24 protein-coding genes and 1 pseudogene are annotated in these 22,701 nt (G+C 71.3%); 8 read left to right on the top strand and 17 right to left on the bottom strand.

What is annotated here, in order from left to right; all coding sequences use genetic code 11:
- Positions 1-10 precede the first annotated feature (10 nt).
- Positions 11-409: pseudogene (locus ACFYYJ_RS37335) on the bottom strand (DUF6879 family protein); the annotation flags it as partial.
- Here ACFYYJ_RS37335 and ACFYYJ_RS37330 point away from each other — a divergent pair.
- Positions 382-900, top strand: coding sequence for a Uma2 family endonuclease (locus ACFYYJ_RS37330; protein ID WP_389138877.1), 519 nt, complete (start codon positions 382-384; stop codon positions 898-900). The pseudogene ACFYYJ_RS37335 and the gene ACFYYJ_RS37330 overlap by 28 nt on opposite strands.
- Here ACFYYJ_RS37330 and ACFYYJ_RS37325 read toward each other — a convergent pair.
- The 12 genes from ACFYYJ_RS37325 to ACFYYJ_RS37270 all read right to left on the bottom strand — a co-directional run bounded on the left by ACFYYJ_RS37325 (position 897) and on the right by ACFYYJ_RS37270 (position 12,075).
- The gene (locus tag ACFYYJ_RS37325; protein WP_385126465.1) at positions 897-1,751 is read right to left on the bottom strand and encodes an alpha/beta hydrolase; all 855 of its coding nucleotides are present in this window, start codon (positions 1,749-1,751) and stop codon (positions 897-899) included. The genes ACFYYJ_RS37330 and ACFYYJ_RS37325 overlap by 4 nt on opposite strands.
- A complete protein-coding gene (locus ACFYYJ_RS37320; protein ID WP_384578519.1) occupies positions 1,748-2,470 on the bottom strand; it encodes an indole-3-glycerol-phosphate synthase in 723 nt (240 codons plus the stop codon). The genes ACFYYJ_RS37325 and ACFYYJ_RS37320 overlap by 4 nt, the downstream gene beginning before the upstream one ends.
- Entirely contained in the window at positions 2,467-3,213 is a 747-nt protein-coding gene (locus ACFYYJ_RS37315) for an N-(5'-phosphoribosyl)anthranilate isomerase (RefSeq protein WP_389138874.1), read from the bottom strand. The genes ACFYYJ_RS37320 and ACFYYJ_RS37315 overlap by 4 nt, the downstream gene beginning before the upstream one ends.
- Positions 3,210-4,355, bottom strand: a complete 1,146-nt coding sequence (locus ACFYYJ_RS37310; RefSeq protein ID WP_385126461.1) for an acyl-CoA dehydrogenase family protein — start codon at positions 4,353-4,355, stop codon at positions 3,210-3,212. The genes ACFYYJ_RS37315 and ACFYYJ_RS37310 overlap by 4 nt, the downstream gene beginning before the upstream one ends.
- Positions 4,356-4,431: 76 nt before the next feature.
- Positions 4,432-4,806, bottom strand: a complete 375-nt coding sequence (locus ACFYYJ_RS37305) for an ectoine synthase (RefSeq protein ID WP_376656247.1) — start codon at positions 4,804-4,806, stop codon at positions 4,432-4,434.
- A 92-nt stretch (positions 4,807-4,898) separates the two neighbouring features.
- Positions 4,899-5,774, bottom strand: coding sequence for a tryptophan synthase subunit alpha (gene trpA / locus ACFYYJ_RS37300; RefSeq protein WP_385360336.1), 876 nt, complete (start codon positions 5,772-5,774; stop codon positions 4,899-4,901).
- Positions 5,767-6,861 carry a hypothetical protein gene (locus ACFYYJ_RS37295; RefSeq protein WP_389138870.1) on the bottom strand — a complete coding sequence of 365 codons (1,095 nt, stop codon included), beginning with the start codon at positions 6,859-6,861 and terminating at the stop codon, positions 5,767-5,769. The genes trpA and ACFYYJ_RS37295 overlap by 8 nt, the downstream gene beginning before the upstream one ends.
- Positions 6,862-6,906: 45 nt before the next feature.
- Positions 6,907-7,164 carry a phosphopantetheine-binding protein gene (locus ACFYYJ_RS37290; RefSeq protein WP_376656250.1) on the bottom strand — a complete coding sequence of 86 codons (258 nt, stop codon included), beginning with the start codon at positions 7,162-7,164 and terminating at the stop codon, positions 6,907-6,909.
- Between the two features lie 11 nt (positions 7,165-7,175).
- Positions 7,176-8,714 (bottom strand): AMP-binding protein, encoded by a 1,539-nt coding sequence (locus tag ACFYYJ_RS37285; RefSeq protein WP_385360341.1) that lies wholly within the window; start codon positions 8,712-8,714, stop codon positions 7,176-7,178.
- Positions 8,711-9,568, bottom strand: a complete 858-nt coding sequence (locus ACFYYJ_RS37280; RefSeq protein ID WP_385126455.1) for a MaoC/PaaZ C-terminal domain-containing protein — start codon at positions 9,566-9,568, stop codon at positions 8,711-8,713. Before ACFYYJ_RS37280 ends, ACFYYJ_RS37285 begins: the two co-directional genes overlap by 4 nt.
- A complete protein-coding gene (locus tag ACFYYJ_RS37275) occupies positions 9,565-10,818 on the bottom strand; it encodes a beta-ketoacyl-[acyl-carrier-protein] synthase family protein (protein WP_389138868.1) in 1,254 nt (417 codons plus the stop codon). The genes ACFYYJ_RS37280 and ACFYYJ_RS37275 overlap by 4 nt, the downstream gene beginning before the upstream one ends.
- Positions 10,819-10,863: 45 nt before the next feature.
- On the bottom strand, positions 10,864-12,075 hold the full coding sequence (locus tag ACFYYJ_RS37270; protein WP_385360345.1) for an aminotransferase class I/II-fold pyridoxal phosphate-dependent enzyme: 1,212 nt from the start codon (positions 12,073-12,075) through the stop codon (positions 10,864-10,866).
- A gap of 196 nt (positions 12,076-12,271) precedes the next feature.
- Between ACFYYJ_RS37270 and ACFYYJ_RS37265 the strand changes: the two genes are divergently transcribed.
- Entirely contained in the window at positions 12,272-13,165 is an 894-nt protein-coding gene (locus ACFYYJ_RS37265) for a BTAD domain-containing putative transcriptional regulator (RefSeq protein ID WP_385126451.1), read from the top strand.
- Positions 13,166-13,346: 181 nt separating this feature from the next.
- Here ACFYYJ_RS37265 and ACFYYJ_RS37260 read toward each other — a convergent pair whose 3' ends face one another.
- Genes ACFYYJ_RS37260 through ACFYYJ_RS37250 form a run of 3 tightly spaced genes read right to left on the bottom strand, consistent with a single transcriptional unit; the run spans position 13,347 to position 15,348 of the window.
- Positions 13,347-14,099 carry an SDR family NAD(P)-dependent oxidoreductase gene (locus tag ACFYYJ_RS37260; protein ID WP_385126449.1) on the bottom strand — a complete coding sequence of 251 codons (753 nt, stop codon included), beginning with the start codon at positions 14,097-14,099 and terminating at the stop codon, positions 13,347-13,349.
- Positions 14,096-15,082: a 3-oxoacyl-ACP synthase III family protein gene (locus ACFYYJ_RS37255; RefSeq protein WP_385126447.1), complete on the bottom strand. Its 987-nt coding sequence runs from the start codon at positions 15,080-15,082 to the stop codon at positions 14,096-14,098. The genes ACFYYJ_RS37260 and ACFYYJ_RS37255 overlap by 4 nt, the downstream gene beginning before the upstream one ends.
- Before the next feature lie 11 nt (positions 15,083-15,093).
- On the bottom strand, positions 15,094-15,348 hold the full coding sequence (locus ACFYYJ_RS37250; RefSeq protein WP_219665194.1) for a hypothetical protein: 255 nt from the start codon (positions 15,346-15,348) through the stop codon (positions 15,094-15,096).
- A gap of 205 nt (positions 15,349-15,553) precedes the next feature.
- Here ACFYYJ_RS37250 and ACFYYJ_RS37245 point away from each other — a divergent pair, with 205 nt between their 5' ends.
- The 6 genes from ACFYYJ_RS37245 to ACFYYJ_RS37220 all read left to right on the top strand — a co-directional run bounded on the left by ACFYYJ_RS37245 (position 15,554) and on the right by ACFYYJ_RS37220 (position 21,614).
- Positions 15,554-16,450, top strand: a complete 897-nt coding sequence (locus ACFYYJ_RS37245; RefSeq protein ID WP_385126445.1) for a class I SAM-dependent methyltransferase — start codon at positions 15,554-15,556, stop codon at positions 16,448-16,450.
- A gap of 19 nt (positions 16,451-16,469) precedes the next feature.
- The gene (locus ACFYYJ_RS37240; RefSeq protein WP_385363379.1) at positions 16,470-18,023 is read left to right on the top strand and encodes a flavin-containing monooxygenase; all 1,554 of its coding nucleotides are present in this window, start codon (positions 16,470-16,472) and stop codon (positions 18,021-18,023) included.
- Between the two features lie 13 nt (positions 18,024-18,036).
- Complete coding sequence (locus ACFYYJ_RS37235) at positions 18,037-19,560, top strand: FAD-binding protein (protein WP_389138863.1); 1,524 nt, start codon at positions 18,037-18,039, stop codon at positions 19,558-19,560.
- A 100-nt stretch (positions 19,561-19,660) separates the two neighbouring features.
- The gene (locus ACFYYJ_RS37230; protein ID WP_385126441.1) at positions 19,661-20,134 is read left to right on the top strand and encodes an SRPBCC family protein; all 474 of its coding nucleotides are present in this window, start codon (positions 19,661-19,663) and stop codon (positions 20,132-20,134) included.
- Positions 20,131-20,967 carry an alpha/beta fold hydrolase gene (locus ACFYYJ_RS37225; RefSeq protein ID WP_389138861.1) on the top strand — a complete coding sequence of 279 codons (837 nt, stop codon included), beginning with the start codon at positions 20,131-20,133 and terminating at the stop codon, positions 20,965-20,967. Before ACFYYJ_RS37230 ends, ACFYYJ_RS37225 begins: the two co-directional genes overlap by 4 nt.
- On the top strand, positions 20,964-21,614 hold the full coding sequence (locus ACFYYJ_RS37220) for a 4'-phosphopantetheinyl transferase (protein WP_385363376.1): 651 nt from the start codon (positions 20,964-20,966) through the stop codon (positions 21,612-21,614). Before ACFYYJ_RS37225 ends, ACFYYJ_RS37220 begins: the two co-directional genes overlap by 4 nt.
- Here the strand turns inward: ACFYYJ_RS37220 and ACFYYJ_RS37215 are convergent.
- Positions 21,600-22,598 (bottom strand): AraC family transcriptional regulator, encoded by a 999-nt coding sequence (locus ACFYYJ_RS37215; RefSeq protein ID WP_385126436.1) that lies wholly within the window; start codon positions 22,596-22,598, stop codon positions 21,600-21,602. The genes ACFYYJ_RS37220 and ACFYYJ_RS37215 overlap by 15 nt on opposite strands.
- Between the last annotated feature and the right edge of the window lie 103 nt (positions 22,599-22,701).

The following is a 22,701-nucleotide window of genomic DNA, read 5'->3' as shown; positions in this document are numbered from 1 at the left end:
TGGGCTCCGGCTATCTGATCACGTAGTCGTCGTGCGGGGTCGCGCGGCTCCAGACAGCCTCGAAGGCATCCGCGCACAGCTTCACTGCCACCGGATCCTCGCTCATCTCACCACCTGCGGACGCCCCTTCACCGGTGAAGTGGTTCCACCGGACGAGCCGCCCGTCGACGAGCCAGAAATCGGTGCCGGGCAGAGCGATGGCGCTGGCTTCCCGACGAGCCAGCCAGCGCACGTCCTCGCCGGCCGCGACGTTCGTGAACGTCGTGTCGTGGAGGAAGCGCGTGTACTCACTGACCGGCTCGGACACGATGCGGGCCCGGCGCACGGAAACGCCTCGGGCCACCGTGCCCGCAACGAGGTCCAGCCAAGGCCGCCACCAGGATGCCCGGTCCTCAGGATCGTGGCGGTAAGCGCATGGCCGACGATCACGTCGAGGTGGTCGAAGGGTGGATCGTGTGCCAGTCCCGGCCGTGGGGTGACGAAGCGGCCGTTGCCGTGGTGAGACGGGCGATCCAGGGCCGGGTCGATGAGCTGGGTTGCTGCATGGGGTCAGGAGACCTCGACCTGCCCGGGTCCTCCAACTGGTACGTCCCCGACATCGCCGTCGTACCGAGGGAACTGGCGAAGGGCGGCGGGGCCCTCCTGCCCGATCAGACGCTGCTCATCGTCGAGGTGACCTCGGAGTCCGACGCCGAGACCGACCGGGTCGTCAAGCGGAAGCGGTACGCCGAGTACGGCGCACCGCTGTACCTCCTCATCGACCGGGTCGAAGAGACCGTCACCCTCTTCTCCGGACCCGGCCGGCTCGGGTACACCCGCACCGAAGGGCCGCACCCCTTCGGTGCGGCCCTTCGGCTGCCCGAGCCGTTCGGGATCGTGCTCGACACCTCCGAGCTCTAGGCGCCCGCCGGCGGCAGGCATTCCTCCAGGAACATCAGCACCCGCAGGTGGTACGCCGCCGCCGCGTGGCCGAGGCTGATGTTGTGGCCCGCCGCCGGGAGGTGTTCCAGGGCCACCCGCGGGGACGAGGTGAGGCGGGCGGCCATCGCCGTCAGGACGGTCGGGTCCAGGTCCCACCAGGCCTCGTGTTCGGCGAAGGTGAGCCGGACGGGGATGCGCACGCGGTCCGCCAGGTCCTCGTACTGGCCCGGCCAGCGCAGGGTTTCGGCCGACTCCCGCGGTGGGGTGGGGGACAGGAGCGCGCGGCTGGCCTGGAAGGTGCCGCGCGGGTAGAGGGGCAGGGGGCCCCAGTTGAGTTTGGTGGCGCCGCCGCCGAGGGTGGACGGGAAGTGCAGGGCCTCGGGGTTGTATCGGTAGCCGACGCCCGAGGCGTCCAGGCCCAGCAGCGGAACGCCGCCGTCCGTGGCCGCCGTGTGGAGCGCGACTTTGCCGCCGTCCGAGTGACCCAGGAGGAAGACTCCGGCGCCGATGTCGTGCGTGGCCGCGTGTTCCTTGAGGGCCGCGTGGAGGGTCTCCGCCTGGGCGGCCAGGCCCTGGCCCTCCGGCAGCAGGTTCGCCGAGTCGCCGTAACCCGGCCGGTCGACCGCCAGGACCGCGTGGCCCAGGCTGGTGGCGAGGGGGATGAAGGAGTTCCAGTAGGCCGCCCGCATGCCCCGGCCGTGGATGGCCAGGATCGTCGAGCGGGGCGCAGCACCGTCGGCCGCGCCTTCCGGCAGGGACAGGATCGCCGACAGCGGGATGCCCGCCGCGTTCAGGGTGTAGGGGCGTACTCCGCCGAGCAGTGTGGTCATCGGACCGCCAGTTCCTTCCGTGCCGAGGCCATCGCGTCCACCCACGCCGTCGGGGATCCGGTGCGCAGCAGCGAGGTGCCGACCAGCAGGCCGCCGAAGCCGGCGTCGAGGAGTTCGGCGGCGTTCGCCGGGCCCTCGATGCCGCTGGCGCTGACGGGGCAGGCGGTGCCGATCGCGCGGAGCGCCGGGAGCAGGTCCAGGGAGCGGCCGAGGTCGCCGGCGCCGCGCTCGCGCGTCTTGATGTCCTTGTTGTTGACCGCGATCACGCACTCCTCGGGGTGGTGGACCGCTTCGAGTTCGGATTCGTCGGTGACCTCCACGAAGGGGGTGAGGCCGGTCAGCAGGCATTCCGTGACCAGCGTTCGCATGCTCGACGCGGGCAGCAGGGCCGCCGTCAGCAGCACCGCGGAGGCGCCGAGCTCCTTGGCCGTACGGATCTGGTCCTTCCTCGTGATGAAGTCCTTCTGGAGGAGCGGGAGGTCGGTCAGCGCCGCCACGTCCCGCAGCAGGGCGGGCGAGCCGCCGAACCATCGGCCCGTCACCACGGAGATGCAGGGCGCGCCCGCGAGTTCGTACGACCCCACGATCGCGGCCGGGGTTCTGCCGCCGACCAGGTCGTACCCGTGCGCGTCGCGCCGCTTCACCTCCATCACGACTGGGGTGGGGGAGGCCTGGAGGGCCTCGAGAAAAGGGAAGCCGGTCCGGTTCTGCTTCGTCATCGCGAAAGCTCCAGTCGAGGGTCGTCGGTGAGGTGTGGGACGGGGGAGTCGGTGCGCCAGGCGCGGGCCAGGGCGGCGATCTCCGGGACGCCGAAGCGGCCGGTCGTCAGGTCGCGCGCCGCCGTGTCCACGTCGATGCCGCGGAACCCGGGGTGGTGCACGACCTCCTCGTAGGCGGCCCGGTTGGCCGGGGACAGGCCTCCGGCCAGCAGGAACGGCCTGGTCAGCCGGGGCAACAGGGCGGTGAGGCGGGCCGGGTCGAGGGTGCGTCCGGTGCTGCCGATCCGGCCGTCCCCAGTGGCCGTGTCGAGGAGGAACAGGTCGGTGCCGGCCCGTTCGTACGCGCCGATCAGCGGGCGTTCCACGCAGCCGCCGCGCTCCTCGACGTGCAGCACCTTGACGATGCCGGTCTCGGCGGGCAGTTGCTCGCGCAGCGCCCGTACGACGGCCGGCGGCTGGTAGGCGTGGAGCTGGACCCAGCCGGCCCCGGTGCGCCGGACGAGCCCGGCGATTTCGGCGGGGTCGGCCAGGAAGGTCACCAGGACCGGGAGGAGCCCGGCCGAGCGGGCCGCCGCCGCGAGGGCGGCGAACCCGTCCCGGTCCAGTTCCGACGGGCCGCCGGGTACGCCGTGCCAGAGCCCGACGCAGTCGGCCCCGGCGGCCGCCGCCGCCTCGATGTCCTGCGGGACCGTGGCCCCGCAGACCTTCAGCAGCGTCTGGGACAGCGGGCGGGCGGTGGTCACTTGCCCAGTCCCAGCGTGGAGGCGATGCGGTTGTACTGGATCTCGTTGGAGCCGGAGTAGATGGTGCCTCCGACGGCGTTGCGCACTTCCTGTTCGAGGCCGAACTCCGACATGTAGCCGTGGCCGCCGAAGATCTGTACGGCGCTGATGCTGCCGGCCAGGTTGGCCTCGCTGGTGACGAGCTTGGCGATGGCGAGGTCCTGGGTGACGTTCTCGCCGGCCTGGAGCCTCTCACCCGTGTCGTAGAGCCACTTGCGGGCGGTCTCCAGCTGGATCTTCATGTCGACGATCTTGTTGGCGATCGTCTGGTACGAACCGATCGCCTTTCCGAACGACTTACGCGTCTTCGCGTATTCGACACACCGCTCCAGCCGGTGCTGCATCTCGCCCACGTTGACGATGAAGGAGAAGAGGATCTCCCGCTTCATCACGTAGTCCATGACCATGAACCCGCCGCCGACCCTGCCGAGCACCGCGCTCCTGGGCACCCGTACGTCGTCGAAGAACAGCTCGCTGATCGGCGAGGTCCTCAGGCCCATCTTCTTGATGGGCTTGCCGGCGCTGATCCCGGGGGTGTTGCGGTCCACCAGGAACGCCGTCGTTCCGAGCGGCCCGCCGTCCGGGTGGGTCCGGGCGTAGACCACGACCAGGTCGGCGACCGGTCCGTTGCTGACGAAGACCTTGCTGCCGTTGATGACGAAGTCGTCCCCGTCACGAATGGCCCTGGTGCCCATCGCCATGGCGTCCGAACCGCCCTCGGCCTCGGTGATGGCGTGGGCGCCGATCGCCTCGCCCGAGCAGATCAGGGGCAGGTAGCGCTCCTTCTGCTCGACGGTGCCGAACTTCTGGAGCGGGATTCCGGTCGAGCAGATGGACGTGGTGACCGAGAAGCTGAGGCCCGCGTCGCGGTTGTACTCGCCGAGCCCCTCCAGCACGTACATGGTGGTGAGGATCGACTGTCCGAGGCCTCCGAAGTCCTCGTCGAAGGGCAGTGAGAGGATCCCGGTCTTCTGGACGAGCTTCCACTTGTCCTCCGAGAAGGCGGACTGCTCGTCGAGCTCGATGTGGTCTGCGCTGAGTGCGTCTCCCCACCGCTCCAGGCTGTCGCGCAGCTCGGCCTGGTCGGCGTTCCAACGGATCACGACGGACCCCTTTGTTTCGGTGGCGGTGCTTCGGATGAGTGGCGCTCCGGGTGGGCGCCGGGTGCGCCGGGGCGCCTCAGTAGGCGGAGGAGGTGTGGGCGTCGAGGCTGTGGACCTCGTCGCCGCGCAGGGCCGGCGAGAAGACGCAGACCAGGCGCAGGTCCTCGTGCGGGCTGGCGACGAGGTAGTGCGCGTCGTGCTGGTCGAGGGCGTACATCCGGCCCGGGACGATCTCGTGCGAGGTGCCGTCGAGCTCGATGACCTCGCCGGAGCCCGCGATGCAGTAGCAGGCCTCCAGGTGGTTGACGTACTCCAGGCGGGACTTGGTGCCGGCCAGGACGAGGGTGTCGGTGAGCGAGTAGCCCAGGCCGTCGGAGGCGAGGAGGAAGCGGCGGCTGAGGCCGTTGCCCCACTCGACGGTCTTCACGGACTCGATGTCGCGAACGATCATGACGGTCTCCCGGTGTGATGGTGGTGCGCGGATGTTCCGGATGAGGGGTGGAGCCTTCTTCTGGCGGATCGTGGATCGTGGATCGGTACCGGTCAGGCGGTGCGGTGCGGTTCCCGCGGCAGGACCGAGCGGACGAACTCGCGGAAGGCCTCGGTCACGTCGCGACCGGCCTCCTGCGCCCGCTCCACGGCCGCCACCGCGGCGGAGCCGATGATCGCGGCGTCGGCGCCGGCCGCGCCGACCGCCTCGACGTCCTGCCGTGTGCTGACCCCGAAGCCGACTGCGATCGGGGAGTCGGAGTGCGCCCGGAGGTCGGTGACCGTCCGCGCCAACCCGGCATGGCCTTCGGCGGGTGCGGTGCCGCTGCGTCCGTAGTGGGCGACGAGGTAGAGGTAGGCCGAGGCGTGTGCGGCGGCCAGCGCCTGCGTCTCGGGGTCGCTCTTGGCGTAACAGGTGGTGACGACCGGGAGGCCCGCCGCCGCGGCGGACTCCAGGTGTTCGGCGCGCAGCCTCGGCGGCAGCCCGTGCACGAGCAGTCCGTCCGCTCCCGACGCGGCGATCTCGCGGGTGGTGGCGGCCAGGTCCCGGTGCTTGAGGGAGTGGCTCCAGTCGGCGAGCAGGGCGATCCGCAGGTGCGACAGGTGCGGCCGTACGTCCGCGATGAAGGCGAGTACGTCGTCCAGTCCGGCCCCGCCGCGGTCCAGGGCGCGGCGCGCGGAGCGCCGTACGACCGGGCCGTCGGTGAACGAGTCGGGGAACGGGACGGCCAGTTCCAGGCAGTCCACGCCCTCCTCGTCGAGCATCAGGACCAGGTCCCGCAGGACCGGCAGGGGCGGGTCGCCCGCGTTGAGGAACAGCGCCAGTCCGGGCACCCCGCCGGGGGCGCGGCGGGCGAAGAAGGGAGCGGGGGCGGGAGCGACAGCCGCGGTCGGGGCCGCGAGGGTCCCCGCCGCCGTGAGGCTAGACACTGGACACCGCCAGGGTGCGCGGAGCCGTGGCGGGAGCCGGAGCCGTGGCGGGAGCCTTCCCCGGAGCCGCGGCCGCTGCCGCCGCCGCGAGGCGCCGCGCCAGGTCGTGGGCCGCGCCGGAGCGGACGGCCTCCTCCGCGAGAGAGACCGCGGAGGGCCAGTCCCGGCGGGTGCCGGCGGCGACCACCAGGGCGGCCGCGCCGAGGCAGACCGTACGGGTGGCCACCCGGCCCGCCGTCCCGGAGAGGACCGAGAGGAAGTGGTCGACGGCCCCGGCCGGGTCGGCGGCCGGTCGCAGGTCGCCGAAGGAACCGTCCCCGGGGGTGAGTTCGCCCGGCCGGATGATCCGGGTCAGGGAGCGGTCCCCGTGGATGGTGTTGGTGGCGAAGGGGAGCAGTTCGTCCGCGCCGGTGTCGTTGGTGGTGAGCCAGATGCGGCGGGTCGTGGTGGTCGCGGCGAGCTCCCGCAGGGTGTCGATCGGTGCGGCGGCCGAGACCCCGGTGACCTGGGCGGTCACCGGCAGGTCGGCGAGGAAGGGTCCCAGGGCGTTCAGGAACCGGCCGAAGGGCTTCATGCTCGTCGGGGCCACCGTCCGGGCCAGCCGGGTCAGCTGCGCCGGGTAGACGAACGGCCCGGCGAAGGCGATCCCGAAGGCGGCGAGGGTGTCCTCGGTCTGGGCGTACGAGGAGGTGAGACGGACTCCGAGCCGTTCCAGCAGGTCGACGGAGCCGAGCGAGCTGGTGTAGGCCCGGGAGCCGGTTTTGACGACCTTGACCCCTGCGGCCGCGGCGACGAACGCCGAGGCGGTGGAGATGTTGAAGGTCTTGGGCCCGCCGCCGGTGCCGACGACGTTCACGGTGCCTTCCCAAGGGGTGGTCACCGTGGCCGCCGGCCGGCGCTCGGCGAGCGAGTCCAGCAGGTGGCGCAGGGTCTCGTGGTCGGGGAGCCGGCTGGTCAGGGAGGCCAGCAGGGCGAGGACCTCGGCCTTGTCGAGGCCTCCCGCGCCCAGCTGGTCCCACCAGGACCGCCAGGTCTCGCGGTCGACCGGAGCCTTCTGCTCCAGCAGACCGGTGAGTGCGTCGTGCACGGTCGTCTCCGTCTCGTCTCCGTGGGGGTGCCGTGGGTGGTTGGCCTAGGCGGCGGCCGTGCTGCGGGCCTGGCTGATGAAGGTGTCGATCGCCTCGACGCTGCGGAAGTTGTTGGGGTCCAGGTCCTCGTCGCCGATGGCGAGCTCGAAGCGGTCCTCGACCCAGGCGATCAGCTTGAGGACGCCCAGGCTGTCGATGACCCCGTCGTTCAGGAGGTCGTGCTCGACGGCCAGCTCGGAGGCCGGGGTGCCCGGGAGGAACTCGGTGATGACGAAGTTCTTGATGGTGTCGACGTTGCTCATGGCTGCATTCCTTAGACGAGGGGTGAGGCGACGGGTGTGGTGGTGAGGCTCAGCTGGTCGAGCCGGTCGAGCGCCTTGCGGTCGACCTTTCCGGTGGCCGTCTTCGGCAACGGCGCGTCGGTGAGGGTGAGCTGGTGGGGCACGGCGGCCCTGGGCAGGTGCCGGGCGCAGTGCGTACGGAGCTGCAGGCCGGTCAGGGTGGATCCGGGGGCCCGCTGGACTCCGGCGACGAGCCGCTTGCCGGCGATCGGGTCGGGCAGGGCGGCGACGCCCGCTTCGAGGACCTCGGGGTGTTCCTGGAGGACCCGTTCGATCTCGGCGGTGTTGACGGCGACCCCGCGCACCTTGACCTGGAAGTCGGTGCGGCCGGTCAGGTGCAGGGTGCCGGCGGCGTCGCGCCGTACGAGGTCGCCGGTGCGGAACCAGCGGCGGTCGTCGAGGCCGAGCGGGTGGCCGGTGAACTTGTCGGCGTGCCGGGTCCGGTCGAGGTATCCGCGGGTCTGGAAGGGCGTGGAGACGAACAGCTCTCCGCTGCCGGGCCCTTCGACGGGGGCGAGGGTGTCGGGGTCGAGGACGAGGGTCTGCACGCCCGGCAGCGGGCGGCCGATGGGGACGGGCGGGAAGGAGGTGGCCGACGTGTCGACCTCGTGGATGAAGCTGTCGTTGGTCTCCGTGCAGCCGTAGATGTTGTGGATCCGGGCCTTGGGGAAGAGGGCGGGCAGGGCGGCGAAGGTGCGGTCGGGGATGGCGTCCCCGGTGAACATCACGTGCTCGACGCCGGGGAAGGTGTCGCCGGTCTTGGCGGCGGCGTCCTGGAGGAGCCCGAAGGCCATCGGCACGGCCTGCACCACGTGCACGTCGTGGCGCCGGACCAGGTCGCTGAGGTGGCGGCCGTGGGCGGCCAGTGCCGGGTCGACGAGGACCACGCGTCCGCCGCGGGCGAGGGTGGTCCACACGTCGAGGAGGCAGAGGTCGAAGTTGAGGGGGGCGTAGTTGAGGACGGTCCGGTCGGGGCCGATCTCGAAGGCGTTGCCCGCCCACCGGGTGAAGCGGTCCACCGCGTCCAGGGTGATCGGGACGATCTTCGGGAGGCTGGTGGAGCCGGAGGTGGTGAGCATGAAGGCGGTGTCGGCGGCCTCGTCGGCCGGCAGCGGCTGGGCCGCGACGTCCGGGTTGGGTGCGACGCGGGCGCTCTCCCCGCCGGGGGCGAGGACGTGGGCGCATCCGGCCTGGGCGAAGAGATCGGCGAGCAGGGTGTCGGCGAGGGCGGGGGACGGGAGCAGCAGCGGCCGGCGGGAGAGCAGGCATCCGAGTACGAGCGCCACGGTGGCGGGGGACTTGTCGGCGAGGACGCCGACCGGCACTCCGGGGGCGAGTCCGAGCCGGGCGAGCCGGTCCCGCTCCTGCCCCGCCAGCTCGTACAGCTCGCGGTAGGTGGTCTCCTCGCCGTTGAAGACGAGGGCGGTGGCGTGCGGCCGGTCGCGGACCTGGGTCAGGAAGCCGCCCAAGAGGCCGAGTTCGACGGCGGGGGTGGTCGGGATCCCGGTCACGGCGCCTCACCCGCCCCCTGCGCGGCCGGCCGGTCGAACTCGATCCAGCCGCTCTTGACGGCGGCGCCCTTGGGCGTCTTGCAGGTGAAGCGGACGACGCGGGCCTCGGCGTCGGGCTGGAGGGTGATCTCCAGCGGGATGCCGGGCGGCACCGGGGCCGAGAAGCGGCAGCCGAGGCCGCGCACCTTGGCGGAGTCGCCGTCCGCGAAGCGGTCGACCGCCTCCTCCACGGCGAGGGCGACGACGCTCATGCCGTGCGCGATGACGGTGTCGAAGCCGGCCCCGCGGGCCGCGTCCTCGTCGAGGTGGATGGGGTTCAGGTCGCCGGAGGCGTGGGCGTACGTGCTGATCCAGTCGGTGGTCAGCTCGTGCACCGCGGTCTGCGGCTCGCCCGCCCCGAGCGGGGTGGGGGCGGCGGGGCCGCCGGCGATGTCGCCGAAGGGCTCCAGCAGGGTCGCGCCGACCAACAGGGCGGAGATGACGAGTTCCGCGAAGGGCTCCGGGCCGTCCTCGCCGATGAGGCGGACCCGCAGCGCGATCCGGGCGCCGCGCGGCTCCTTGCGTATGCCGAGCACGTCCAGGCGTACGGTCACCTCCTCGCCGGGCCGGACGGGGCGGACGGTGCGGATGTCCTGGCCGAGGTGGACCACGGACACCGGGCCCGGCTCGGCCTCGGTCAGCGCGGCGACGGTCTGCTCGGCCACGGTGTGGGCGAGGACGAAGGTGTGGACGGGCGAGGCCTGGCCGGGGCGGGCGGTGGTCAGCCCGCGCCGGGCGGCGCCGCGGTAGTCGGTGATCTGGGGCTCGGTGACGGTGAGCGTGCGGACCGGGGAGGGCAGCGACAGGAGCGTCATACCGGCGTCACCACCACGGAGGAGTTGTGGCCGCCGAACCCGAAGGAGTTCGTGATCGCGGGTCCCGAGGGCACGGCGCGGGGTGCGCCGTGGACGACGTCGATGTCCATTCCTGGCTCCAGCTGTTCGTGGTTGGCGGTGGGCGGCACCTCGCAGTGCCGCATGGCCTGCACGGTGGCGATGAGTTCGACGGCCCCGGCGGCGCCGATGAGGTGGCCGATGACCGACTTCGGTGCGGTGACGGGCGGCTGGGAGGTGCCGAACACCTTCCGCAGGGCCGCCGCCTCGGACCGGTCGTTGTGCGGGGTCGAGGTGCCGTGGGCGTTGACGTGCACGATGTCGGAGGGGGCGAGGCCGGCGTCGGCGATGGCGGCGGACATGGCGTCCGCGGCGCCTGCGCCGTCGGGCAGCGGCATCGCGAGGTGGTGGGCGTCGGCGGTGGCCGCGTACCCGGCGACCAGGCCGTACGTCTTCGCGCCGCGGGCCAGCGCGTCGTCCAGCCGTTCCAGTACGACGAACCCGGCGCCCTCCCCCATCACGAAGCCGTCGCGGTCCTTGTCGAAGGGGCGCGAGGCGTGCTCCGGGTCGTCGTTGCGGAAGGAGACCGCGTTGAGGTTCCCGAAGCCGGCCAGGGTGACCGGGGTGAGCGTGTGCTCGGCTCCGCCGGCGATGACGAGGTCGGCGCGGCCCGTCTGCAGGAGCATCAGGGCGTGTCCGATGGCGTCGGCGCCGCTGGCGCAGGTGTTGGCGACGGTGAGGGCGGGGCCCGTCCAGCCGAGCCGGATGGCGATGTGCGCGGCGGCCGCGTTGGGCATCGTCATCAGCGGCATCAGCGGGTTGACCTTGGCCGGGCCGCCTTCGGTGAAGTGGGCGGACTCCAGGTCGCTGGTGGCGCGCCCGCCGACGGCGTTGCCGACGACGATGGCGGTGCGGCCGGCTTCGGCGGTGGGCGATCCCGCGTCGAAGTGGGCGGCGAGGGCCGCGGCCGTTCCGTAATGGGCGAAGGGATCCATGCGGCGGGCTTCCTTGGCCGGGACGAGCCCGGCGAGGCCGTCGAGGCCGCGGACGCGGCAGCCGATCTTCACCCGGTGGCGGCTGAGGTCGAAGTGGGTGAGCTCGGCGGCGGTGGACCGGCCGGCCCGCAGCGTCTGCCACAGCTCGTCCGGGGTGCACCCGCCGGGGGTGACCACGCCCATGCCGGTGATGGCTACGGGCGGCCGGGCCGAACTGCCCCTGGACGGTCCAGGCATTGTCTGCTCCCTAAGGCGTGTGGACGGTCGTCGTCGTGAGGGCGGTCAGATGATCCGGCACTCGCGCGCCGACTTGATGAAGGCCTCGGCCGCGAAGTCGAGGTCGGCCTCGGTGTGGGCGGCGGTGATGGCGATGCGCAGCCGGGCCAGGTCGTTGGGGACGGCCGGGGTGACCACGGGGAGGCCGATGACTCCGTTCTTGCGGGCGACGGTCGCGAGGTCGTAGGCGGCGTCGTCGGAGCCGGCGATGACGGGGACGACCGCGGTCTCACTGTCGACGGTGCTGATCCCGGCGTCGTTGAGGGTGTCGCGGAAGCGCTGGGACTGCTTCTGGATGAACTCCACCCGCCACGGCTCCCGCTGCAGGATCCGCAGGGACTCCAGGGCCGCGCCGGTCTGGGCGCCGCCGAGGGCCGCGGAGAAGAGGAAGGGGCGGGCCGCGTAGCGCAGGTGGTGGATGAACTCGGCGGAGCCGGCGACCCAGCCGCCCATGGAGGGGATGGCCTTGGAGAGGGTGCCGAGCTTGACGTCGACCTTCACCTCGTGGTTGAAGTGCTCCTCGATGCCCTTGCCGGTGGCGCCGATGACGCCGAGCGCGTGGGCCTCGTCGACCATCAGCAGCGCGTTGTGGGCGTCGCAGACCTTGCGCAGGTCGACCAGGGGGGCGATGTCGCCGTCCATGGAGTAGACGCTGTCGACGATGACGAGGCGGACGCCGGTGTCGGGGGCGGTCGCGAGGCGGCGCTCCAGGTGGGCGACGTCGTTGTGGCGGAAGCGGACGACCTTGGCCCCGGAGAGCTTGCAGCCGTCGACGATGCTCGCGTGGTCGTACTTGTCGATGAAGACGGTGTCGCCGGGGCCGACGATCGCGCCGACGGTGCCGGTGTTCGCGGCGTAGCCGGAGCCGAAGACCAGGGCCTTCTCGCGGCCGGCCACCTTGGCGACCTCCGCCTCCAGCTCCTCGTGCAGGGGGGTCGTGCCGGCCAGGGCGCGGACGCCGTGGTTGCCGGTGCCGTAGAGGTCGACGGCGGCCTTGGCGGCCGCGACGACGCGCTCGTCGCCGGCGAGGCCGAGGTAGGAGTAACCCGACATCATCAGCAGCCGGCGGCCGTCCTGGTCGGCGTACGCGGAGTCCCGCTCGGCCGTGTAGGCGACGAAGCTGTTCTTCCGGTTGGGCTCGTATTCCAGCTGCGCGACGCGGTCGCGGAAATACGCCAGCTTCGGCTCCAAGCGCTTCCAGGCAGCGGATGAGTTCACGTTCTTCTCCTCGTCGTGATCGTCCGGCTGACCCGGAACTCCATCGTTGCTCCGCCGTTTTTCCGGCTCGGCTCTAGTGGAATTCCATTAAGGCTCGGGGGGCGCAAGAGCGACGCAAGAGCAGTCCGCCGCTATTCTCTGAATCGCACGAACTTGGGGGACTCGGCCGGATGACGACCGTTTCGGAGAGTGCATAGTGCTGATCAGACTCGTAGGCCTTGTCACGATCGAGCCGGACGGAGCACCGCCACAACACCTGTCGAGCGCCCAGGCCCAGGTGGCCTTCGCACGACTGCTCATGGAGCGAGCCGGGGGCACGGATCGTGACCAACTGGCCGAAACCATCTGGCCCGAGGGCCTGCCGGACACCTGGGCTTCCGCGCTGCGCAGCCTCGTGAGCCGGGTCCGTACGTTCGTCACGACGCCCGGTGACCAGCCGGGGGTCACTCCGCTCATCGCGCAGGGCGGCCGCTACATCCTGCGACTGCCGCAGGACGCGGCCGTGGACGTGGAGTGCGCGGAGATAGCCGTGACCGAGGCCACGGAGGCGTACGCGACGGGGGCCTACGCGGTCTCCCAGCAGCTCGCGGCCGGCGCGGTGTCGAACCTGCGCGGCTCGTTCCTGCCCTCCCACGAGGGCGAATGGGTCGACGCGATGCGCGAGCAGCTCGAAGAACTGCGCCTGAAGGCGCTGGAGATCGCGAGCCTGTCCTCCTCGGCCCTGGGCGACGAGCACCACTCCCTGCGCTACGCGGAGGAGGCGGTGCGACGCGCCCCGTTCCGGGAGAGCGCCTACCGCTGCCGGATGACGGCCCACTCCAGGGCCGGCAACCGCGCGGAGGCGCTGCGCAGCTACCAGCAGCTGCGCGAGGTACTGGCCGAGGAGCTCGGCATCGACCCGGCCCCGGAGACGGAGGCGGCCTACCTGGAGTTGCTGCGCACTCCGGAGCCCAGGCCGGCCCCGCGCTCGTGCACCTGCCTGGACCCGGTGCTGATGGGGGTCTTCGAGGTGGACCACCGCGCGCCCGGCACCCGTTCACGGGCCACCGGCTGCGTCACGCACCGGGTGGCCTCCTCCCCCGCCGCCTGAACCGTCCGTCCCTGCCACGACGTACGAAAGGCCGCCGCCGCGGAGTCTCCGCGGCGGCGGCCTTTCGTACACCTGCGAACGGACAGGAAGACAGGCGGACGGACAGGCACGCACGTACGACGAACGGCTCCGGCCTCCCCGGGGGGTGGGAGGCCGGAGCCGAGGGGGACGACCCCGGGGGTCAGGTGATGGACACCCCGCTGTCGATGCTGATGACCTGGCCCGTCATGCAGTCCTGGTCCAGGAAGAGCCCGACGCTGCGCGCGACCTCCTCGACCGTGACGAACCGCGGGATGGGGGCCTTGTCCTCCATGCCCTCGATCACCCGGTCCGGAAGGGTGTTCGTCATACCCGTGATCATGAAGCCGGGCGAGAGCGCGTTGACCGTGACTCCACGCCGACCGCACTCGGACGCGAGGGTCCGCGTGAAGCCGATCAGACCGGCCTTGGACGCCGAGTACGCCGTCTGTCCGGCCGTCGCGATGATGCCGGACGGGGACACGATGTTGATGACGCGGCCCCACCGCTGCCGCAGCATGTACGGCACCGATACGCGGGCGGTGTGGAAGGAGCCGATCAGGTTGGTCTGGATGACCTGCGCCCAGTCCGCCGGGTTCTGCATGGCCATCAGGCTGTCCTTGCGGATGGCCCCGTTGTTGACGAGGACGTCCACCGGCCCGAGTTCGTCGGAGATCTGCTGGTAGAGGGCCTGGGTGGCCTCCCACGAACCGACGTCACCGGTGACCAGCACCGACGGGTTGGTCAGCTTCTCGGCGACCGCCTCGGCTCCCTCCCGGGAGCTGTTGTAGTGGACCGCGACCCGACACCCCAGCGCGTCCAGCTCCAGCGCCAGGGCCTGGCCGAGGCCGCCCGAGGCACCGGTCACGAGCGCGACCGGGGACTCCGGCCGCACACCCGCACTGTTCTTGCTCATGCCGCGACACCGCCCCATTCCATCAGGATCGAACCCCATGTCATGCCGGCTCCGAAGCCGGCCAGCAGGACCTTGTCGCCGGCCTTGATCCGGCCCTCCTCCAGGGCCTCGGTCAGCGCGATCGGGATCGACGCCGAGGCCGTGTTGCCGTACTTCTGGAGGTTGGTGATCAGGGCCTCCTGGCGGAGCCCGGTGTGCGACAGGATCGAGTTGATGATCCTGATGTTCGCCTGGTGCGGTACGACGTGGTCGATGTCGGCCGCGTCCACCTTGGCGTTCTCCAGCGTCTCGCGCACCGTGCGGACGGTGTAGCGGACGGCGTTGAGGTAGATCTCATTGCCGTTGATCTGCGCGTAGTGGAGGCCCGCGTCCAGCGTCTCCTGCGTGGTGGGCATCCGGCTGCCGCCGGCGAGCACCTTGAGGGAGCCGGTGCAGGAGCCGTCCGCGCCCAGGTTCCAGGCCTTGACCCGGTTCTCGGAGCCCGGCTGCAGGACGATCGCGCCCGCGCCGTCGCCGACGAGGATGGACAGGTCCCGGTCGGCCGGGTTGGCCGTCAGGGTGTGGGTGTCGGAGCCGATCAGCAGGATCGGACGGGGGTCGATGGCGATCAGCGCCATCGCGGACACCAGCCCGTAGACGAAGCCGGCGCACTCGGAGTTGACGTCGTGCGCGCTTCCCGCGATGCCGAGCTCGTGGTGGACGAACGCGGAGGTCGCGGGGGACGGCTGCTCGGGCGTGGCGGTCGCGACGATGAGGTGGGCGATGTCGGCGCCGGTCAGGCCGGCCTTGTCCAGCGCACGCCGGCCGGCCTCGACGGCCAGGGAGGCGGTGGTCTGACCCGGGTCGACCGCCCGCCGCTCGCGGATGCCGCAGCGGCTGGTGATCCAGTGCTCGTCCACGCCGAAGCGTTCGGCGAGTTCGGCACTGGTGACGATGCGTTCGGGTACGGACATGCCCCACCCGGTGATGTCGAAGCCGGTCACGTCACCCCTCGCTACGCCTGAGCCGGGACGAGCTCGACGATCTTCGCGTACACGTCACGCAGCGTGGTCGTGTCGTCGAGGTCGGCGAAGAGGGACTCGTCGGCCGGGATGTGCGGGTACTGGTTCTGGAATCCGTACAGCCACTCCATCAGGTCCAGCGAGTCGACGTCCGCGATGTGCTGGAGCGGGGCGTCGGGGCTGACCTCCGCGGCACCCGAAACGGCCTCGAGCTGGCTCGCCAGTTCTTCGATGGTGGGCAGCGACATGGGGTCGGTCCTCTCTCGGCAATGCAACTCGGCAGTGCGTGTCTGGTTTTCGAGAGCGATAAAAGCCGCGCCCCCGCAAGGAAGGCGCAACACCGGACGGTGGCGTGAAACCGGCCCGTCTTGCGCACGCCTTGCGGGGCATCCGGTTTTCTCTGACGCGAATTCGGAAATACGGCCCGCCGGACACGCAGGAAAGAGGATCAGGATGACAACGGTCGCCCCCAAGTCGGTGGACCCCGAGGTCGATGCGATCAGGCACCACTACGAGGTCAGCAACGATTTCTACCGGCTCCTGCTGGGCCCCACGATGATGTACTCCGGCGGCTACTGGGAGGACGGCGAGGACCTCGTCGCCACCCTGGACGAGGCCCAGGAGCGCAAGCTCGACAAGTTCGCCGAGCTCGCGGGCGTCCGCGCCGGCTCCACCAAGCGCGTCCTGGACGTCGGCTGCGGCTGGGGCACCATGCTCAACCGCCTCACCACCGTGCACGGCGCGGAGCAGGCCGTCGGCCTGACCCTGTCCCGCACCCAGGAAGCGTTCATCGACGGGCTCAACAACCCGAAGATCACCACGCTGGTCCAGAGCTGGGCGGACTACAAGGTCGCCGACGACAGCGAGAAGTACGACGCGGCGTTCTGCATCAACGCGCTGGAGCACTTCGTCTCCTCGAACCTGCCGCCGAAGGAGCGCACCAAGCGCTACCGCTACTTCTTCCAGCAGATCGCGAACGCCCTGAACCCGGGCGCCAAGTTCGTGCTGCACACCATGACCGCCGAGGCGCTGCCGATGAACCGCGCGCTCCTCGACGACCTGAAGTTCCTGCAGCGCTCCGAGTTCGAGGGCTGCCACATCCCGCACCTGCACGAGCTGAGCTCCGCCGCCGAGGGTCTCTTCGAGATCGACGAGATCGTCAACGAGCGCGAGTCCTTCGCGATGGCCTGCCGCGCCTGGCTGGTCCTCCTGGCCGAGCGCCGGGACGAGGCCGTGGCCATGGAGGGCGAAGAGGTCGTCTCCCGCTTCGAGCGCTACCTCGACATCTTCGCGTACACGCTCGAGGACAAGTTCTTCAACAACTTCCGCGTCACCATCACGCGCCGTTAAGGAGGCCGACGTGGCGAGCATTCTCAACCCGGCCACCGACGGCGGGGCGCTGACCGGCACGGCAGCCGCTCCCGGCGGCGGCGGCCCGACCCGGCACCTGCGGGTCGCGGTCATCGGCACCGGCTTCTCGGGCCTGGGCACCGCCATCCGACTGCTGCAGTCCGGCATCGACGACTTCCTGGTGTTCGAGCGGGCCGACGAGGTCGGCGGCACCTGGCGCGACAACAGCTATCCGGGTTGTGCGTGCGACGTCATGTCCCACCTCTACTCGTTCTCGTTCGCCCGGAACCCGAACTGGAAGTCGACGTTCGCCTCCCGCGACGAGCTGTACGCGTACCTGCGCGATACGGCCGACCGCTTCGGCGTGCGCCCGCACATCCGGTTCGGGCACGAACTGGAGGCCGCCCGCTGGGACGAGGGCGAGCGGCACTGGAAGATCCAGACCTCGCAGGGGCAGTACACCGCGCAGTTCCTGGTGACCGGCACCGGCTACCTCAGCGAGGCGGCCGTACCGAACATCAAGGGCCTGTCGGAGTTCGAGGGGAAGGTCTTCCACTCCTCGAACTGGGACCACGACCACGAGCTGGCCGGCCGCCGCGTCGCCGTCATCGGTACGGGCGCCTCGGCGATCCAGTTCGTCCCCGCGATCCAGCCCGAGGTCGGTCACCTGGACCTCTACCAGCGCACCCCCGCCTGGATCGGCCCCAAGCCGGACAAGCCCAACACCCCGCGGCACACCGCGATGCTGCGCTCGGTCCCCGGCTACCAGCAGTTCCGGCGCGGCTTCAACATGTGGGGCCGGGAGATCCTGGCGTTCTTCTGGAAGCGCCCCAAGCTCGCCGAGAAGGTCCAGAAGATGGCGAGCGACCACCTGGAGAAGTCGGTGAAGGACGAGGCGCTGCGCAAGCGCCTGACGCCGGACTACCTGGTGGCCTGCAAGCGGCTGCTGTTCTCGAACACCTGGTACCCGGCGATCCAGCAGCCGAACGTGGAGATCGTCACCGACGGCATCGCGGAGGTCCGCGCCAAGTCCATCGTCGGTACGGACGGCGTCGAGCGCGAGGTCGACACCATCATCCTGGGCACCGGTTTCCAGGCCACCGACCGCCCGGTCGCGCGCCGCATCTGGGGCAAGGGCGGCGTGCAGCTGCGCGAGACCTGGAAGGACGGCATGTCCGCGCACCGCGGCACCACCATCGCCGGCTTCCCCAACCTCTTCATGCTGCTGGGCCCGAACACGGCCCTGGGCCACTCCTCGCAGACCGTGATGATCGAGGCGCAGGTCCAGTACATCGTGGACGCCCTCCAGCAGGCCGAGAAGCGGGGCCTGGCCAGCATCGAGGTCCGGCAGGAGGCGCAGGACGCCTACAACCGCAAGCTCGACCAGCACCTCGAGGGCACGGTCTGGATGTCCGGCGGCTGCAAGAGCTGGTACCTGGACGCCAACGGCCGCAACACCTCGATCTTCCCCACGTACACCTGGCGCTTCCGCCGCGGCACCAAGCGCCTGGACCTGAGCGAGTACCAGCTCGCCTCCCGGGTGCGCAGCACCAAGCCGGTACCTCACCAGTAGGAGACGTACGCAGATGAGCAGCACCCAGAGAAACGCCGCGGGCACCGCCGCCGAGCCGTCCCGTCGCCGGGTCCTCGGCGGGATCGCCACCACGGCCGTGGCGATCGTCGGCTGGAACACCGTCTCCCAGACCTGGGCGACGGCCGCCGAGGCCGGCAGCTCCGACGTCGTCCCGGTGCCGGGGCTGGTCGGCACCCTGGAGACGGCGCCGGCCACGGTCGAGGCCTTCGCCAACGACTTCGGCCACCTCTTCGACGGTGCGCCGAGCAAGCCGTGGGCCGTGCTGCGGCCTGGCGGCGTGGACGACATCGTCAAGATCGTCAACTACGCCCGCGCCAACGGCATCAAGGTCGCCGTCAACGGTCAGGGCGGCACCGGCAACGACATCGAGTCGCACTCGGTGTACGGGCAGGCGCGCGTCCCGGGCGGCATCTCCATCGACGCCAAGGGCATGTCGAAGATCCTCACGATCGGCAGCGACCACGCGGTCGTCGAGGCCGGCGTGACCTGGGGTCAGCTGACCGACGCCACCCTGAAGGTGGGCAAGACCCCGCCGGCGCTCCCCGACTACCTGTACATCTCGGTCGGCGGCACCATCAGCATCGGTGGCATCGGCGGCACCGTGCAGCGGTACGGCCTGCTGTGCGACACCGTGCAGTCCATCGACATCATCACGGGCGACGGCAAGCTGGTCACCGCCACCGCGACGACGCGTCCCGAGCTGTTCAACGCGGCCCTGTCGGGCGGCGGCCAGGTCGGCATCATCGTCCGCGTCAAGGTCAAGCTGATCCCGGCGCCGAAGCGCTCCGTCATCTTCAGCCTGTTCTACGCGAACGTCGAGACGTACCTCGCGGACTCGGAGAAGGTGCTGGCCGAGGGCCGGTTCCAGGTCCACGCGGGCGAGATGCTGCAGAAGCCGGACGGGTCGGGCTGGCGCTACAAGCTGGAGGTCGGCGCCACCTACAACACCACCCCGCCGGACCGTGAGGCGCTCCTGTGCGGCCTGCAGGACGTCCGCGCGGACGCGGTCATCGAGGACGTGTCCTTCCGGGACTACATGTTCCGCCTCGACGGCTACGAGGCGGTGCTGAAGGAGGGCGGCCACTGGTACACGCCCAAGCCGTGGCTGAGCATGTTCCTGCCGGCGTCGAAGACCAAGCAGTTCATGAAGCTGGTCGAGCAGGAGCTGGACGCGACGTCGCTCGGCGGCGGGTTCCTGCTCTTCTACCCGTTCTTCACCTCGAAGATCAAGCGGCCGCTGGCGATGATGCCCAACGAGTCCGTGGTCTACCTCTTCGACCTGCTGCGCTTCCCCAACCCGGGCGAGCCCAACATCCAGGGCATGATCGACCAGAACCGTCGCCTGTACGACATCGCGGTGGGCCTGGGCGCCAAGCGCTACCTGGTGGGCTCCATCCCGATGTCCGGCGCCGACTGGCAGAAGCACTTCGGCAACCGCTGGACCGGCTTCGTGAACGCCAAGAAGAAGTTCGACCCCAACAACATCTTCACCCCCGGCCAGGGTTTCTTCGCCTGACAGCAGGAACCTGACCAGGCGTGGAGCACCGGCGGCGGGGGCGGGGAGAACGATCCCGCCCCCGCCACTTCCTTTTCCCCCTTCCACTGGAGGCTTCGGCATGACGACGTACGACCTGATCGACGAGGCGGTGATCGACGCTCCGGCGGACGCCGTCTGGGACGCGCTCCTCTCGGAGTTCCGCGGCGGGGAGAAGTGGTGGGTCCCGGCCAACACCTTCAAGACGATCTCCGGCGCCCCCGACGAGGTCGGCGGCCTGGTGGGCGTCACCGTGCACACCAAGGGCTCCGACAAGGGCGGGCTGAAGCTGCGCTTCACCTCGCGCACCGTGGCCGTGGAGCCGGGCCGCCGGCTGGACATCGAGTACGTGGACGGCGTCTTCCGGGGACCGAGCAGCTTCCGTCTCGAACCCCTCGCGGACGGCCGCACCCGGATCTCCATGCACTTCGTCGGCACCCCGCACGGCTGGCTGAAGGTCCTCTCCAAGGTCGCGGACCTGGGCGCGGAGCACTCCAAGGGCACCCTGGCGGCCTTCGAGTCGCTGGACCGTCAGCTCTCGGCGGTCCCGCGGTGACCACGGCTCCCGACCTCACCCACGAACTGACGGTCCGCACGGACGACGGCGCCGACCTGGCCGTCACCGTCCTCGCCCCGCTGTCGGGCACCCCTTCGGCGGGCGACGTCGTCCTCGTCCACGGCTGGGCGCACGCGCGCCGGGCCTGGGGCACGGTCGCCGACCGGTTGATCCGGGCCAGCCACCGGGTGGTGCTCTACGACCAGCGCGGCCACGGCGCCTCCACCGAGGGCCGCACCCCGGTGTCGGTGGAACGCCTCGGCTCCGACCTGGCCGCGGTGCTCGCCGAGACGGGCGCCCGCGAAGCGGTGGTCGTCGGCCACTCGGGCGGCGGCTTCGCGGCCCTGTCGTACGCGACGACCTCGCCGTCGGCGGGCCGGCTGCGCGGGCTGGTGCTGCTCGGTACGGCCGCGCACGGCCAGGACACCCCGGACAGCGAAGTGAAGATGATGGGCAACCCCCTCTTCACCAAGGCCCTGCGCCGCCCGTGGCTGGGCCGCAAGCTGCTTGGCTCCACCATGGGCAAGGGTGTCGACCCCGTCCTGCTGGACGTGAACCGCCAGATGTTCGCGGCGACCCTCCCCCGGGTCCGGGCGGACTTCTTCCGCTGCACCCGCGGCTGGGACCTGCGCGGGGCCCTCGCCTCGGTCACCATCCCCGCGGTCGTCCTGCACGGCGAGGGCGACAAGGTCATCGACATCGACCTGGCCGAGATCCTCGCGAACGCCCTCCCCGACGCCCGCTTCGAGAAGATCTCCGACACCGGCCACATGCTCCCCCTGGAACGCCCCCTGCTCGCCGTCTCCGCGGTGGCCGAGCTCGCATCGCGATGATCGAGGAACTCCTGCCCCCGGGCGTCACGTCATCGGAAGCCTTCGACGACGCGGCGCCCGCTCCTCTGTTCCCGGCCGAGGCGGCCCTGATGGAGGGCCGCCGGGCGCGCCGCCGCCGCCAGTTCGCGACGGCCCGCGCCTGCGCCCGCCGCTGCCTCACCCAGCTGGGCCGCCGCCCCGTCCCCCTCCTCCCGGGGCCGGGCGGCGCCCCCCAGTGGCCGTCGGGCGTGGTCGGCAGCATCACCCACTGCGACGGCTACCGGGGCGCGGTGGCGGCCCGCTCGTCCTCCCTGTCGGCCCTGGGCATCGACGCGGAACCGGCCGGCCCGCTCCCGAAGGGCGTCCTGAACCTGATCACCTCCGAGGAGGAACGCGCCCGCCTCGGCGACCTCACCGCGGCCGATCCCTCCCTGCCCTGGGACCGGATCTTCTTCTCCGCGAAGGAGGCCGCGTACAAGGCCTGGTACCCGGCCACCGGCATCTGGCTGGGCTTCCGCGACGCCACCCTGCTGCTCTCCCCCGACGGCACCTTCACGACCACCCTGCGCCCACCGGTCCCCCCGCCCGTGGACCCGGTGTACGAGGGCCGCTGGCTGGCCGGCCCCGACCTCGTCCTGACGGCCGTGGCCCGCTCAGCCGGCCGGTAGCACCACCGTGCGCGGCGGCTGCGCCGCCTCCGGCGCGGCGGCCGGGCCGGCGCCCGTCCGGAACTCCTGGGGGCTGACCCCCCGTACCCGCTTGAAGGCCGTCGAGAGGGCGAAGGCCGAGCCGTAGCCCACGCGCCGGGCCACCGTCGCGACCGTGGCGTCCGGTTCGCGCAGCAGGTCGGAGGCGAGCGCGAGGCGCCACCCGGTCAGGTAGGCCACCGGTGCCTCGCCGACGACCTCGGTGAACCGGCGGGCCAGCGAGGCCCGCGAGACCCCCACCTTCAGGGCGAGTTCGGCGACCGTCCAACCGTGCGCCGGGTTCTCGTGCAGCAGCCGCAGCGCGGGGCCGACCACCGGGTCGCTCTGGGCGCGGTACCAGGCGGGCGCGCCACTGCCGGGCACCGCCAGCCAGGTCCGCAGGACCCCGATGAGCAGCAGGTCCAGGAGCCGGTCCAGGACGATCTCCTGGCCCGGTTCGTCCTTGGAGATCTCTGCTGTCAGCAGGGTGACCAGGGTGTTGTCGGCGGCCTCGGCCGGCCGCACGAGGATGGTCGGCAGCGCGTTCAGCAGCCTCCGGCCGATCTCGCTGGGCGCCTGGTACGTGCCGCTGAGCATCACCGCGGAACCGGCGTCCTGGAAGCCGGCGCCCCAGGTGCGTACGCCGAGCGCCATGGTCTCGGTGACGTCCTCGCCGTCCTCCGTGCTGCACCGCTGCTCCGGGCCGACGGTGATCTGCACCGGTGTGTCCGGGGCGTCGGCGACCGTGTAGCACTCGGGGCCCCGTACGACGGCCACGTCACCGGGCCGGATGCGCACCGGCTCCCCGTGGTCGGGCAGCAGCCAGGCGTCGCCGTGCACCATCGTCACGACGGACAGCGGGGCCCGGTCCTCGACGCGCAGCGACCAGGGCGGGTTGAAGACGGATTTGAGGAGGAAGGCCCCCCGGGCCTTGGGCCCTTCGAGCAGCCCGGTCAGCGTGTCCATGCGTAGATCCTCTCCGAACTGTCCGCGGGCACCCCGAAGCGCCCGCTCTGCCGCGGGGGACGGAGAGAGAGCGGGCGCCGTTCACGGGGGTGGAACCGGTCGT

Origin of the sequence: Streptomyces sp. NPDC002467 (assembly GCF_042889825.1) — a bacterium.
GTDB lineage: Bacteria > Actinomycetota > Actinomycetes > Streptomycetales > Streptomycetaceae > Streptomyces.
Note: the sequence above shows the minus strand (reverse complement) of the source record. Positions and strands in the feature narration are given on the sequence as shown.

Coding starts and splice junctions, on each gene's coding strand:
- ACFYYJ_RS37330 (WP_389138877.1), top strand. CDS start 382: ATGCCCGGTCCTCAGGATCGTGGCGGTAAGCGCATGGCCGACGATCAC.
- ACFYYJ_RS37320 (WP_384578519.1), bottom strand. CDS start 2,470: ATGACGAAGCAGAACCGGACCGGCTTCCCTTTTCTCGAGGCCCTCCAG.
- ACFYYJ_RS37245 (WP_385126445.1), top strand. CDS start 15,554: ATGACAACGGTCGCCCCCAAGTCGGTGGACCCCGAGGTCGATGCGATC.
- ACFYYJ_RS37275 (WP_389138868.1), bottom strand. CDS start 10,818: ATGCCTGGACCGTCCAGGGGCAGTTCGGCCCGGCCGCCCGTAGCCATC.
- ACFYYJ_RS37325 (WP_385126465.1), bottom strand. CDS start 1,751: ATGACCACACTGCTCGGCGGAGTACGCCCCTACACCCTGAACGCGGCG.
- ACFYYJ_RS37290 (WP_376656250.1), bottom strand. CDS start 7,164: ATGAGCAACGTCGACACCATCAAGAACTTCGTCATCACCGAGTTCCTC.
- ACFYYJ_RS37230 (WP_385126441.1), top strand. CDS start 19,661: ATGACGACGTACGACCTGATCGACGAGGCGGTGATCGACGCTCCGGCG.
- ACFYYJ_RS37235 (WP_389138863.1), top strand. CDS start 18,037: ATGAGCAGCACCCAGAGAAACGCCGCGGGCACCGCCGCCGAGCCGTCC.
- ACFYYJ_RS37215 (WP_385126436.1), bottom strand. CDS start 22,598: ATGGACACGCTGACCGGGCTGCTCGAAGGGCCCAAGGCCCGGGGGGCC.
- ACFYYJ_RS37260 (WP_385126449.1), bottom strand. CDS start 14,099: ATGAGCAAGAACAGTGCGGGTGTGCGGCCGGAGTCCCCGGTCGCGCTC.
- ACFYYJ_RS37250 (WP_219665194.1), bottom strand. CDS start 15,348: ATGTCGCTGCCCACCATCGAAGAACTGGCGAGCCAGCTCGAGGCCGTT.
- ACFYYJ_RS37305 (WP_376656247.1), bottom strand. CDS start 4,806: ATGATCGTTCGCGACATCGAGTCCGTGAAGACCGTCGAGTGGGGCAAC.
- ACFYYJ_RS37280 (WP_385126455.1), bottom strand. CDS start 9,568: ATGACGCTCCTGTCGCTGCCCTCCCCGGTCCGCACGCTCACCGTCACC.
- ACFYYJ_RS37220 (WP_385363376.1), top strand. CDS start 20,964: ATGATCGAGGAACTCCTGCCCCCGGGCGTCACGTCATCGGAAGCCTTC.